This window comes from Sedimenticola thiotaurini (genome assembly GCF_001007875.1).
Lineage (GTDB): Bacteria > Pseudomonadota > Gammaproteobacteria > Chromatiales > Chromatiaceae > Sedimenticola > Sedimenticola thiotaurini.
In genome coordinates this window covers 1,467,864-1,481,286 of record NZ_CP011412.1, presented here as the reverse complement: position 1 = coordinate 1,481,286, position 13,423 = coordinate 1,467,864, and the positions used below count along the sequence as shown (strand labels likewise).

The following is a 13,423-nucleotide window of genomic DNA, read 5'->3' as shown; positions in this document are numbered from 1 at the left end:
TTTATTCATCTTGCGGCCTTTTCAGGGTAACTGCTTACCTGTTACCCGGCAACTCCCCAGGTCGCTTTCCGCGTCTCCCGTTTAAGTAACCTGTGGGCAACAGTGCTATGAAACGGGGTTGAGTCCCAGTAATAAGGTAACAATCTCGGTGCCGGCCAATAATTGACCTGTGTCAATTTTTAACAATCTGTTGTAAATATACCGTAGACAGGGCTGGTCGGTGCTGCCGTTTGAATTCATGACAGAAGTCAGTCCCTTTTTATTTGTTTCGTATCGTGATATAAACCAAATTATAACCGTTTGATTTAGGGATAAAAAAACGATTATATGGGCTGGCAACCATTCAAGTATTGCCGGTCAGAATAGATAAAACAGGCCTTTCCCCCGCCTTTTATAAATCAATTACGCATTTTTGTTAATCGATAGCCAGGCATTGGTCGCCTAGCTGCGGTCATCATCCCTTATGGTTCTCTTCTGCTGCACCGCTGGCGAGGGATTACAGGACGATGCTCTGCAGATAGGGATGGAAAACGTCAGGAGTAACCGTAACTCGCCAATGTCGCCTGTTAAACAGGGGCCTGCGCCCGGACCCGGTTATTTTCGGGCAGTTTTATTGGCGAATGTTGCCTGCCGGAGGTTGTGTCGGCAGTTTGGGTTATCGTGATGCCATCCAAGGCATACCGTTGTAATTTCGGTGGCTTCCGGGTGCCCGTATTAACCGAGAGAGATGTTGCAGAGTAACTTGGATTCTATCGAAGGAAGAGGCGCCATTGTTGCCGCGCTGATCAACCTGGGTGATTTTACTCCTTAACAGGGAAAAAACTTATAAAACCGGAGACATGGTGGTGGAGCAAAATCAGCACACATCCCAGTGGGATAATCTGGCCGCTTGTGATCCGAAGGGTTTGCAGGAGGTGCCGGCACATTGCCGCCGTGCCCTGTATCTGGAGTGTATTCTCAACGGATCGGGCATCAGCGCCATAGTGGCGACCGATGCGGACTTTATCATCCGTTACTATAATCCCGCCGCGCAGCAGCTGTTTGACCTGAGCCCTGCAGAGGCGGGGGGGAAAGGTATCAGTGAGGTTCCCGCTCTGGGATTGGCCGATACCAGCCGTTTTCAGGAGATGGTTGACAGCATCAGCGAATCCGGCGAGTACTACTACGCGCTGGAACGGCTGGTCCAGGATGAACCCCGCCATATCGAGAGCCTGATCAGCGGTATTTATGATGATCGGCAGCAGCTGGTGGGCTTTATTTTAAACGCCCGGGATGTGACCAGTCGCAAGGCCCAGGAAGAGCGAATTACCCGCAAGGTGGCGGAAGAGCAGTGCCTGGGAATGCTGCTGCACCTCTCCCTGGGGCGGATGGATGTGGAGACATTCCTGCAGCGCTCCCTTGAATCACTCCTCGAATCGATACCCTGGCTTAACCTGTTGCCAAAAGGGGCCATATTTCTGGTGCAGCGAGACGAGCAGAAGGAGTCGCTTCGGTTGGTGGCAAAGCACCGCCTGGCCGAACGGGTGGTGAGATGTTGCCAACAGGTCGCCTTTGGTTACTGCGTCTGTGGACATGCGGCCATTCAGCGGGATGTTCTGTACATTGCCGACACGACCGATGCCCGGCATGACGTCAATTACCCCGATATGGAGCCTCATGGGCACTACTCCGTTCCCCTGCTGCTGGGGGATACCCTGCTGGGTGTACTGACCCTCTATCTGCCTCCCGGGAGGCAGGAGAAGATGAGTGACAAGGCGTTTCTGAAACGGGTTGCCGATGTTCTCTCCATGGGTATTTCAAAACGGCAGACTGAGTCCGCCCTGGCCTATGAAGCTCAATACGATGGCCTGACCGCCTTACCCAATCGCAGACAGATTATTCTGCACATCGACCAGGCCCTTGCCAGGGCCAGTCGGCATGGCTATATCGGCGCGGTCATGTTTATCGATCTGGACCATTTCAAGAATATTAACGACTCTTTGGGACACAACATCGGTGACCAGGTGCTGCAACAGGTTGCCAGACGACTGGTCAATACGCTTCGCCAGGAGGATGTGGTGGCCAGGCTGGGCGGCGATGAGTTCGTGGTGCTGCTCGCAGATGAGGGACGGCAGCCCAAGCAGGTGGTAAAACAGGCCCAGCTGGTGGCGGAGAAGATCCGTCAGTCCCTCTCCATCACCTACAATGTCGGCGGCTATACCCTGAATGTGACGCCGAGCATCGGGGTTGCGCTGTTTCCCGATAATGATGCGAACACCACCCAGGTGCTGCAACAGGCCGATACCGCTATGTATAGAGCCAAGGCGGACGGCCGCAACTGCATCCGGTTTTTCCTGCCGGTTATGCAGGAACTGGCCAACGAACGCCTGGTGGTTGAGCAGAATCTTCGCTGGGCGCTGGATAAACGTAAACTGCAACTCCATTATCAACCCCAGGTGGATTTCGGTGGCCGTATGATCGGGGCCGAGGTGCTGCTGCGCTGCCCGGACAAGAGCGGCAACTTCAATCGGATTGATCTCTGTATCGATGTGGCCGAATCAACCGGTCTGATCCTGCCGATTGGTGAATGGGTGCTGCGGGAGGCGTGTCTGAACCTCAAACGCTGGCTGGACAGCGGCATGGCCGGGCCACTGTGTCACTTTTGTGTCAATATCAGCCCGAAGCAGTTCCTTCAGCGGGGTTTTGTATCCATGGTCCAGCGGGTGATTGGGGAAACCGGGGTGGATCCCCATCGCCTGGTGCTGGAAATTACCGAAAGCACCCTGATCGATGCGAAAACAGACGCCGTGTTGACCATGGAAGAGCTCCAGTCGATCGGTATTCGTGTTGCCATGGATGATTTTGGAACGGGCTATTCATCCCTCTCCTACCTGACCCATCTCCCTCTGGATATCCTCAAGATTGACCGTTCATTCGTCTCCGGTATCAGTCTTGATCCGAAGAACGCGGCGGTTGTGCAGGCCCTCATGACCATGGCCCGTGAGCTTCAGATCAGTGTTATTGCAGAAGGGGTGGAGACCACGGATGACCTCAATTTTCTTGTTCAGAAAGGGTGTGAATATTTCCAGGGTTTCCATTTCAGCAAGCCGCAATCTGAGCTGGAGTTCGCCGGCTACCTGGAACAACAGGTTCGATCCGCCTGAAAACCTACCCGTGCCACGGCTCCGGGATAGGGATTTGTGGCATAGGCCGCATAACGACCGGTAAAGCTTAGCCCAAACTGGCCGATACCCTGGTCAGCGCTATGAAAAGTTATGGTGATTTTTTACAGACGGACCCTGTCTCTTTTTCCGGTATCACCCTCCCTCCTGTGATACTGCCCCGGTCAGCTGACCAGGGCCTGATTCGGATGAGACGCGTCATGTTCTTGCCGGCCCTGCCCGCAAGGACAGTTTGACCCGATGTGCTTGTCGGCCTGTCATCCAGGGACCAACCCTCAGACCGGTTTTCCACAAGTAGATAATAAGAACTGAGAAGAGACCAAATGGAGAGTTTGAGATGAAAGGTATTCTGATCCCGGCCATGTTCCTGATGGAACGGTTACGCTATCCACTGAAATTTGGATTGATCTTTCTGGTTGTACTGGTACCGCTTGTGGTCCTCTCTTACACACTGATTGACCATATCGATGAGAGGCTGGAGGCTATCGAGCATGAACGGCTCGGGCTGGCCTATATCAAGGCGGTTCGCCAGCCGATCGAACATCTGCAGCAACATCGCGGCATGACCAGCGCTTTTTTGAACGGTGCGGAGAATTTTCGTGATCCCATACAGCGGAAACGTGTTGATGTGGACCAGGCAATGGCGGCCCTGCTGGCAATGGACAGGGAACAGGGCGCATTACTGGACACCGGAGACCGGGTCATTGAGTTGATGGATAGGTGGGAGAGGATCAAGAGCTCATCCATGGAGCAGACTACGGCGGTCGCCATTCAGAGTCATACGGAACTGCTGGCAGATATGATCGGATTGATCAGTCATGTGGCGGATGCCTCCGAGATCACCCTGGATTCACAACTGGATACCTACTACCTGGGTGACGCGGTGGTGAATAACCTGATCAACCTGACCGAAAATATGGGGCAGGCCCGGGCGCTGGGTTCCGGAGCGGCGGCAGTGGGGATGCTGGATGAACAGGCCTATGTCCGACTGGCGGTACTGGCAGACAGTATAAACAGCTACGCAAAGCGCTCGGATGCAGGACTGGCAGCCGCTATTCGCGGAAACGGAAGTCTCGACGAAAAGCTGAGTGGCCCGGTGGCCGCCAACAGCCGATCCATCGCCAGGATGCAGTCGCTGCTAAAGGAGGTGCTGGTAAATCCGATCCAGGTTGAGGTGGATGAGAAAACCGTGTTTGACACCGCCACCGTGGCCATAACCGGTTCCTACCAGTTGTATGATGCGATCGCCGCTGAGTTGGACAGGCTGTTTGGCGAACGTATCGCGACTGAAACCGTGATCAAGAATACCACCATGGCAATCGTCATTGCGGTACTGCTGGTGGTGATCTACCTGTTTGCCGGTCTCTACTATTCGGTTGTCGGGAGTATCAACCGGATCGGGGATGTGACCCGTCAGATGGCCGCCGGCGACCTGAACATTCGCCTGTCCCTGAACAGTCAGGATGAACTGCAGCAGGTGGCCGATGATTTCAATCAGATGGGGGCGGCATTCCAGGATGTTGTCGTCCAGATCGTGGAAGCGACATCCCAACTCGCCACCATGGCAGAGCAGACCTCGGTAGTGACTGAGCAGACCAACCAGGCGTTGCAGACCCAACTGAGTGAGACAACCCAGGTGGCGACCGCAATGAATGAGATGAGTGCCACGGTACAGGAGGTGGCGTCCAGCACCAGCAACACCTCCCAGGCTGCCGACGAGGTCAATCATCAGGCCGCCGAAGGACAGCGGGCCATGGAGGAGACCATGACCGGGATTCGGCAACTCTCTGAAACGGTGGAAGGAGCCGGCTCCGTTATCCAGCAGCTGGAGCAGCACAGTGTGGAGATCGGTACGATACTGGACGTGATCAACGGCATCGCCGAGCAGACCAATCTGCTGGCGCTGAACGCCGCCATTGAGGCCGCCCGTGCCGGCGAGCAGGGCAGGGGGTTTGCCGTAGTGGCGGATGAGGTGCGCAATCTGGCCAGCAAGACCCAGGATTCAACCGAAGAGATCAACCAGATGATCGAGAAACTGCAATCCGGTTCTGCCCAGGCTGTGCAAGCGGTTAACAGCGCCCAACAACTGGCACGATTGGCGGTGGAACAGGCGGCTAAAACCGGTGAGTCACTGACCCATATCCATGGATCGATTGAGCGGGTCAATGATATGAGCACCCAGATTGCCAGTGCGGCGGAGGAGCAGAGCGCGGTTACTGAAGAGATCAACCGGAATATCGTCCAGATCAACCAGATGACTGAACAGACCGCTGTGGGTGCCAAGCAGACCTCCGCCGCCAGCAGTGATCAGACCCGTCTGGCAACGGAACTACAGGGGCTGGTGGGGCGATTCAAGGTCTGACGACCGGTAAGGCAGATGGAACCCACGGGGTCGATCGGTTTTTTCACTACAGCGCTGCAATGGAGCGACAGCCATGGGTGAAAAACCAATCGGCCCCGGTTTCGCTGCTAGAAACTAGTTCGGCTGTCCGGCGAAATAACGCTCGCCGTTAAACCCCCTGAAGACCCGGCCGATATCGGGATGTTCAATCGGCTTGCCGACCCGGTCCGCTTCCAGGTTACACTGGGCCACATAGGTTTCGTAATCCGAACCATCCACCAGAACCCGGTACCAGGGTTCATCTTTTGGCGGACGGCTTTTGGCCATCTGTTCATACCAGGCATCGGTCAGCTGGAACTCGGCATCCACGTCATAGATGACTCCGCGGTAACCAAACAGCTTGTGCTGCACCAGTTGTCCGACGTTCCATTTTGCAGTTTTCATTTCGATCCTCGGCACGGCATGCCAGTCAATATCACGCAGTTAATTGTGAGACCTCACCAATGTCCGATCCGTTGCACGGCCTGGCTACTTTTTTGTGTCCTGGATGTCATGGATTCCACCCCGGGTGAGTAACGCCGGATCCAGCAGCCGCTCCAGCTCGGCCCGATCCAGGTCGGTCTGTTCTGCGGCCACATCCACGACGGCGCGCCCTTCCCGGTAGGCCTGTTTACAGATCTCGGCCGCTTTCTGGTAACCCACGATGGGATTCAGGGCGGTTACCAGGATCGGGTTCAGGGCGAGCCGCTGTTGCAGCTTCTGTTCATGCACCTTGAATCCTGCGATAGCCTTTTCCGCCAACAGTCGGGAGCCGTTGGCAAGCAGTTCGATGCTCTGCAACAGGTTGTAGGCGATCAACGGCAACATGGTGTTGAGCTGGAAGTTACCGGCCTGGCCGGCCATGGCGATGGTAGCGTCATTGCCGGTTACCTGGGCGGCCACCATCATCACCGCCTCGGGGATGACCGGATTGATCTTGCCCGGCATGATGCTGGAGCCGGGTTGCAGGGCGGTCAGTTCAATCTCGCCGAGGCCGGCGATCGGGCCGCTGTTCATCCAGCGCAGATCATTGGCAATCTTGTACAGGCTGATGGCCGTCACCCGGAGTTGACCGGAGAGCTCGACCGCACTGTCCTGACTGCTTAAACCCTCCATCAGGCACGGCATGGCGGTCAGTGACAGGCCGGTGTCCTGGCTCAATCTGTGGATAATGCGCCGGGAGAACTCCGGGTGGGCGTTGATGCCGGTTCCCACGGCGGTTCCCCCCAGTGGCAGTTGCTGGATGCGCTGCCGGCACTCCCCCAGGCGTTCTATATTGTGTTCGATCTGACTGGCCCAGGCGTTGAGCTCCTGGCCCAGGGTGATGGGCATGGCATCCATCAGGTGGGTACGGCCGGTTTTGCAGACCGACTCCAGCTCCGTGGCGCGCTGCCTGAGGGTATCGGCCAGCTCCCCCAGGGCGGGTAACAGCTGCTGTTCCAGGGCCAGGGCGGCGCTCAGGTGAATCGTGCCGGGGATTACATCGTTGCTGCTCTGGCACATATTGACGTCGTCATTGGGGTGAACCGTGGTGCCCTGTCGGGCTGCGAGGGTGGCGATCACCTCATTCAGGTTCATGTTGCTGCTGGTTCCGGAGCCGGTCTGGAACACGTCCACCGGAAACTGCTCCAGGGGGATCGCTTCAAGCAGTTGGCTGGTGGCCTGGATGATTGCCTCGGCAACCGCCGGTTCCAGCAGTCCCAGTTCCCGGTTGGTTTCCGCTGCCGCCCGCTTGATCATGAGTCCGGCCTGGATAAAACGCTGCGGCAGACGCAGCCCGCTGATGGGGAAATTTTCCACCGCCCGCTGGGTCTGGGCACTATACAGGGCATCGGCGGGTACTTTGAGCTCGCCCATGCTGTCTTGTTCGATGCGATAAGTTGACTCGGTCACTGTTCTGCTCCTCGCCGGATAGTCTCTCTTCTCCCTATAGTATGCACCCAATCACAGCAACACCGGGTAACTTCCACACCGATGGAACAGCAGCATTCGGTTGTTACTCCAGGGGATGGGGGATGGCCTGGTCGGTTAACAGCTCTGTAAGCTGCTGGCCGTTACTGATCAGGTCGGCCAGGGAGTATTGATCCAGCACGGCATAAAAGGCGGCCAACGCTTCGTTCAGTATCGCTTTCATGCGGCAGGTCGGGCTGATACGGCAATGACTGTCGGTCTCGCTGAAGCACTCCACCAGGGTGGTATGTTGTTCAGTTCTGCGCACCAGCTTACCGATGTTGATCTGCTCCGGTGGCTGGGCCAGCTGGAATCCACCCCCCTTACCACGCAGGGTGTCGATATAACCGGTCTGTCCCAGGTGATGAACCACTTTCATCAGATGATTGCGGGAGATCTGGTAGGCATCCGCCAGTTCACTGATGGTGGCCCGCTGTCCGGGATGCAGACCGATATAGATCAGTACCCGGATAGTATAATCAGTAAAGGTGGTTAACCGCATAACTGTATCCAGTCTAAAAGATGTATTTAATATATTGATTATCACCCAGGCGCGTGATATATAAAAGATGTATTTAATATATTTTTATTAACCCGCTGTTTCGACGGCCGTTGCGCAGCGGGTGAGAGCGACAGAAGGAGTGTTGAAATGGTCAGTCCCAGACATCCGGTGATTCTGAAAGAGCGGCGTGAGCTTGCGCCCAATACGCTTGAGCTGGCCTACGTGCGTGAAGATGGGGAGCCCATCAGTTATCTGCCAGGGCAGTTCTTTTCCGTCGATTTCAAACACCAGGGCGAAGAGAAGAGTCGCAGCTACAGCGCCGCCGGGCGGGTGGCCGATCTGCGGGACAATCGGGAGTTTCGCTTCGCCATCACGGCAGTGCCCGATGGTGCCGCCTCGAACTACTTTTTCCAGGCCAGTCCGGGGGATCCGGCAAAGATGAGCGGCCCGTTCGGTGCCCTGGTGCTGCCGCGGCAGGATCCGGCCCGCTATCTGCTGATCGGTACCGGCACCGGTGTGGCGCCCTACCGGGCCATGCTGCCGGAACTGGAACGACGCATGGCACAGAATCCGGCACTGCAGGTGGAGTTGGTGATGGGGGTGCGGACACCCCAGGATCTGATCTACGGTGATGAGTTTGCCGCATTGGCAGCCACTTTCCCCGGCTTCAGCTTCCACGCCTGCTACAGCCGTGAAATGCCGGAGACACCCCAGGCACATGAGTTCAGCGGACGGGTGGACAGGCGGTTTGAATCCCTGGCTGTGGATCCTCAGCGGGACATGGCTTATTTGTGTGGCAATCCCGACATGGTGGACGAGTCGGCGGCCTGGTTCATGGAGCGGGATTTTTCAGCGAAAATCCTGAAACGGGAGAAGTACAAGTTTTCGACCTTTTGAGCCGTGCAGGGCTGGGGCGGTCGGCGGCGGTGGATCACCTAGCGCCGTCGCTCCTCATCCCGGCGGTTCTTCTCCTCATCCTTTTCCCGTAGCAGTTTGATCTGGAACAGTACATTGCGCTCCTCCTCTTCCAGCACCGATTCGATATAGCGGATGGTGTTGCGATAACGGGGGATAATGTTGTACTTGAGCGCATTGACCCGTTTCTGCGCCTTGCGCTGTTCCGCCATCAGACGGCTCAGGGCCATCTCCGATTCCCCCAGCCGGGTCAACAGCAGCACCGTTTCCGTCAACTCCTTGCGCACCTCGTCGAAGCTGGTGTCGGTCCCCAGCAGTCCGACCGGCTCCATGGGCAGCCGTTCAGTGGAGATAGCGGGGTACTCAACGCCCATGCTCCGTTTCGGAATAATATTGATCTGCAAGGTGGGAGCGATACCCAGCGCCACCTGTTGCAGAGCGCGACTGCCCATGCGCAGATGGGCCAGGCCGAGCCAGCGGTAGGCCGATTTGATGGCGGCGTGGGTCTCTTTCCGCAGCTGCTGGTACTCGCCGACCCGTTCATAAACCAGCCGGGTCAGCAGCTCCCGTTTGCGCTCCAGCAGGGAGTGACCATCCTCCAGAAAACGGGTCTGCTTCTTCAGTTCAAGCAGGGTGTTCTTGGTTGGTGGAACCTTGATCAGCTGGTGTTGGCTCATGGTCTCTGGTGGGCTCCCGGTTTACTTGTCGGACCGATGGTACTTGGCCAGATCGGTTTCGCTGACCCGGGTCAGCATATCCTTGGGGAACATGCTGAGCAGTTCCCAGGCGAGGTTCAGGGTCTCGATAATCGAGCGGTCCTCATCTTCACCCTGGCCGATGAACTGGCTGTCGAACGCCTCGGCAAACTTCAGGTAGCGGCGATCCCGCTCGGACAGCTCCTCGGCCCCGATGATGGCCGCCAGGTTGCGCGTCTCCAGCGCCTTGGCATACATGGCGTAGAGCTGGTTGGCGACCCGTGGATGGTCCTCCCGGGTATCATCCTTGCCGATCCCGTCCTTCATCAGGCGTGACAGGGATGGCGATATGAACACCGGCGGATAGACCCCCTGGTTGTGCAGCTCCCGGCTCAACACGATCTGCCCCTCGGTGATGTAGCCGGTCAGGTCCGGGATCGGGTGGGTGATGTCATCCGAGGGCATGGTGACCACCGGCACCAGGGTCACCGAACCGTGGCGATCCTTGATACGCCCGGAACGTTCGTAGATCTCCGCCAGATCCGAGTAGAGATAACCGGGATAGCCCTTGCGCGAGGGGACGTCCCCCTTGGCGGTGGCCACTTCCCGCAATGCTTCGGCGTAGTTGGTCATGTCGGTGAGCACCACCAGTACATGGCGATCCAGTTCGAAGGCGAGATACTCGGCGGCGGTGAGGGCCACCCGGGGCAGTGCCAGCCGTTCCACCGGGGGATCATCGGCCAGGTTGATGTACATCACCACATTGCCCAGCACACCCGAATCGGCAAACTCCTCCTGGAAGAAACGGGCATCAGCATAAGAGACCCCCATGGCGGCGAACACCACCGAGAAACTGCTCTCCTCATCCACCAGCTTGGCCTGTCGCACAATCTGGGCGGCGAGTCGGTTATGGGGCAGGCCGGAGGCGGAGAAGATCGGCAGCTTCTGGCCGCGCACCAGGGAGTTGAGTCCATCGATGGAGGAGATGCCGGTCTGGATGAATTCCCGGGGATAGGTGCGGGCCGCCGGGTTGATAGCGGAACCGTTCACGTTGCGGCGTACATTGGAGAGAATCGGCGGCCGGTTGTCCTTGGGCTTGCCGATGCCGTTGAAAATCCGTCCCAGGATCTCCGGCGACAGGTTGATCTCCAACGGCTGATCGAGAAAGCGTACCCAGGTGTTCTCCAGGTCCAGATCGCCGGTGCCTTCGTACACCTGGATCAGCGCCTCGTCTTCACTGCTGCGGATCACCTGGCCGTTGCGCAGGTTGTTGAGATGGTCGCGGATCAGTACCTGGTCACCGAATGCGACATTGGGTGCCTGCTGCACCACCAGCAGGCTGCCCTGGGCGGATACGGCGGTACGATACTCTCTGGCGCTCATTGTGCATGCTCCTTGAACTTGGCGTACTCCAGCCTGATCTTGCCGAAGGCCTGTTTGAACTCCTCGATCAGGGCGCGAATCTGGTCACACTGTTCGCTGCTGAAGTTCTGCTTGGCGCGTCGTGCCTTGGCCATTAATGGCAGATCGGTCAGCTCCTGGACCGAGATGCCCAGCTCTATCAGCTCCATGCCCCGGTCATAGATCATCAGCACCATATCCAGCAGCAGGAACTGCTTCTCCGGCGAGGCGAAGGTGTCCACCGGATCCAGGGCACTCTGTTGCAGCACCGCCTCCTTGATCAGGGCCGCTCCTTCCAGATCCCAGCGCTGGGCGGAGGAGAGTGCTTCCGGCCCCACCAGATTTACAATACGGGACAACTCGGCATCCCGCGCCAGCAGTCCCAGCGCCTGTTTGCGCCGGTGTTGCCAGTCCGGGCTGATCTCTTTGTGCCACCATTCGGCGGCGGTGGCGACGTGCTCTGAGAAACTGCCCACCCAGTCGATGGCCGGGTAGTGGCGGGCGTCCGCCAGCTCCTTGGAGAGCGCCCAGAAGGTCTGGATGATCTCTTTGGTATGAGCTGTAACCGGTTCCGAGAAGTCACCGCCGGGGGGCGAGACGGCACCGATCAGGGTGACTGAGCCCTTACCGCAACCCTGGGTCTCGACCCGGCCGGCCCGTTCATAGAAGGCGGCCAGGCGGGAGGCCAGATAGGCGGGATAGCCATCTTCCACCGGCATCTGGCCGAGCCGGCCGGACACCTCGCGCAGGGCCTCGGCCCAGCGACTGGTGGAGTCGGCCAGCATCACCACGTCATAGCCCTGGTCACGATAGTACTCGGCCATGGTGATGCCCACATAGATGGACGCCTCTCGGGCCACCACCGGCATGTTGGAGGTGTTGGCCACCAGCAGGGTGCGCTCCATCAGCTTGTGGCCGGAGTAGGGGTCCTGCAGTTGCGGAAAGGTCTCCAGCACATCCACCAGTTCGTTGCCCCGTTCGCCACAACCGACGTAGATCACGATGTCGGCGTTGGACCAGCGGGCGATCTGCTGCTGCACCACCGTCTTGCCGGCACCGAAGGGGCCGGGGACGGCGCTCTTGCCCCCCTTCAACAGGGGGAAAAAGGTGTCCAGAATGCGCTGTCCGGTGATCAGTGGCGAGAGACCGTGATCCCGGCGCAGATAGGGGCGCGGGGTGCGCACCGGCCAGCGTTGGTAGAGCATCAGCTTGTGATTTTTACCATCCGCCAGCTTCAGGCGACCGATCGGGTCATCCAGTCGATAATCCCCCTCGGGTGCCAGCTCCAGCAGTTCACCGGACAGGGTGGGGGGCACCAGGATGCGGTGTTCGATAATGGCGCTCTCCTGCACCCGTCCGATCAACTGGCCCGGGGAGAGGGTGCCGCCGATCTCCAGATCCGGTTCCGGGACGAAGTGCCACTCCCGTTCCCGGTCCAGGGAGGGGAGTTGAATGCCGCGTCCGATATGGTCACCCGACTCCAGGAAAACCTTGTCCAGTGGTCGCTGTACCCCATCGAAGATACTGCCCAGCAGGCCGGGGCCCAGCTCAACCGAAAGTGACAGGCCAAGGCCGATCACCTGCTCTCCCGGTCGGACACCCTCGGTGGACTCATAGGACTGCACCAGTGCCGTCTCACCTTTCAGGGCAATCACCTCGCCGAACAGTCCCAGTTCGCCGATCTTGACCTGCTCGCCGTTACGAATACCCGGCAGATGGATAGTGAGAATAGGGCCGTTGATTTCCCGTATGGTGCCCTGCTTGCTTGTCATGTTCATCGCATACCACCCAGATTGTCCTGAAGGGTGCCGGCCGGAAAGAGACGTTCCAGAATCAGTTGATTGAGCCGGTCGGTCAGTCGCTCCTCGCGCCCTTCGAAGGTGTTGTCAAAGCGCACCCGTCCATCTTCGCTGCTGATAATCACACCACCGATACAGTCGATCGGGGTCGGGTTGAGGATGATCTCCTTATCCTTGCTGGCGGCCCCGGCAAACTCGGCCCATTTTGGTTGCACCAGGCCCAGATCCCGGGCGTTGAAACTGGCCACCAGCCTGGGGCGGTGAAAATCGCTGGCCGCGCTGGTCATGAGTGACTGCAGCAGGGGCAGGTAACGCTTCTCATCTTTCACCAGGAGACGTATCCGCTCCCGCAGCTGGTTTTTGACCGTCATGACCAGATTCCAGCGCAGGTGATCCATCTCTTTCTGTAGTTTCAGTTCATGGGCCTGCACCTGGCGTCGGAAGGTGCGTTCCGCCCTGGATTTTGCCAGCAGCACCTCGCGCTCCTCCCGCAGGTGGAGCCGTGCGTGGGCCTCCTGCAGGATGTTGTCGCGGCTGCGACCGGCCCGCTCGCGATACTCCACCGCCAGTCGGTTGGCCCGTTCCATGATGGCCGATTCAAGTTCGTGTACCTGTTCCAT

Annotated in this window: 10 protein-coding genes; 3 read left to right on the top strand and 7 right to left on the bottom strand. The window is 58.1% G+C overall.

From position 1 onward, the window contains the following. The first annotated feature begins 845 nt into the window (after positions 1–845). Together AAY24_RS18455 and AAY24_RS06640 are read left to right on the top strand one after the other, a co-directional pair. On the top strand, positions 846–3,143 hold the full coding sequence (locus AAY24_RS18455; RefSeq protein WP_199930512.1) for a sensor domain-containing protein: 2,298 nt from the start codon (positions 846–848) through the stop codon (positions 3,141–3,143). A gap of 355 nt (positions 3,144–3,498) precedes the next feature. Next, positions 3,499–5,523, top strand: coding sequence for a methyl-accepting chemotaxis protein (locus AAY24_RS06640; RefSeq protein WP_046859021.1), 2,025 nt, complete (start codon positions 3,499–3,501; stop codon positions 5,521–5,523). A 114-nt stretch (positions 5,524–5,637) separates the two neighbouring features. Here the strand turns inward: AAY24_RS06640 and hspQ are convergent, their stop codons facing one another. The 3 genes from hspQ to AAY24_RS06625 all read right to left on the bottom strand — a co-directional run bounded on the left by hspQ (position 5,638) and on the right by AAY24_RS06625 (position 7,993). Then, positions 5,638–5,946, bottom strand: a complete 309-nt coding sequence (gene hspQ, locus AAY24_RS06635) for a heat shock protein HspQ (protein ID WP_046859020.1) — start codon at positions 5,944–5,946, stop codon at positions 5,638–5,640. A gap of 84 nt (positions 5,947–6,030) precedes the next feature. Then, entirely contained in the window at positions 6,031–7,434 is a 1,404-nt protein-coding gene (locus AAY24_RS06630) for a class II fumarate hydratase (protein WP_082117059.1), read from the bottom strand. Positions 7,435–7,537: 103 nt separating this feature from the next. Further along, on the bottom strand, positions 7,538–7,993 hold the full coding sequence (locus AAY24_RS06625) for an Rrf2 family transcriptional regulator (RefSeq protein ID WP_046859019.1): 456 nt from the start codon (positions 7,991–7,993) through the stop codon (positions 7,538–7,540). 147 nt (positions 7,994–8,140) lie between these two features. Between AAY24_RS06625 and AAY24_RS06620 the strand changes: the two genes are divergently transcribed. Then, complete coding sequence (locus AAY24_RS06620) at positions 8,141–8,890, top strand: ferredoxin--NADP reductase (RefSeq protein ID WP_046859018.1); 750 nt, start codon at positions 8,141–8,143, stop codon at positions 8,888–8,890. A gap of 38 nt (positions 8,891–8,928) precedes the next feature. On the opposite strand, the gene AAY24_RS06615 is transcribed toward AAY24_RS06620, so the two are convergent. The 4 genes from AAY24_RS06615 to AAY24_RS06600 are packed head-to-tail and all read right to left on the bottom strand — an operon-like array spanning position 8,929 to position 13,423. Beyond that, complete coding sequence (locus AAY24_RS06615; RefSeq protein WP_046859017.1) at positions 8,929–9,585, bottom strand: V-type ATP synthase subunit D; 657 nt, start codon at positions 9,583–9,585, stop codon at positions 8,929–8,931. Positions 9,586–9,606: 21 nt separating this feature from the next. Then, positions 9,607–10,986, bottom strand: a complete 1,380-nt coding sequence (locus AAY24_RS06610) for a V-type ATP synthase subunit B (RefSeq protein WP_046859016.1) — start codon at positions 10,984–10,986, stop codon at positions 9,607–9,609. Then, positions 10,983–12,782 (bottom strand): V-type ATP synthase subunit A, encoded by a 1,800-nt coding sequence (locus AAY24_RS06605; RefSeq protein ID WP_046859015.1) that lies wholly within the window; start codon positions 12,780–12,782, stop codon positions 10,983–10,985. The genes AAY24_RS06610 and AAY24_RS06605 overlap by 4 nt, the downstream gene beginning before the upstream one ends. After that, positions 12,779–13,423, bottom strand: a complete 645-nt coding sequence (locus tag AAY24_RS06600; protein WP_046859014.1) for a V-type ATP synthase subunit E — start codon at positions 13,421–13,423, stop codon at positions 12,779–12,781. Before AAY24_RS06600 ends, AAY24_RS06605 begins: the two co-directional genes overlap by 4 nt.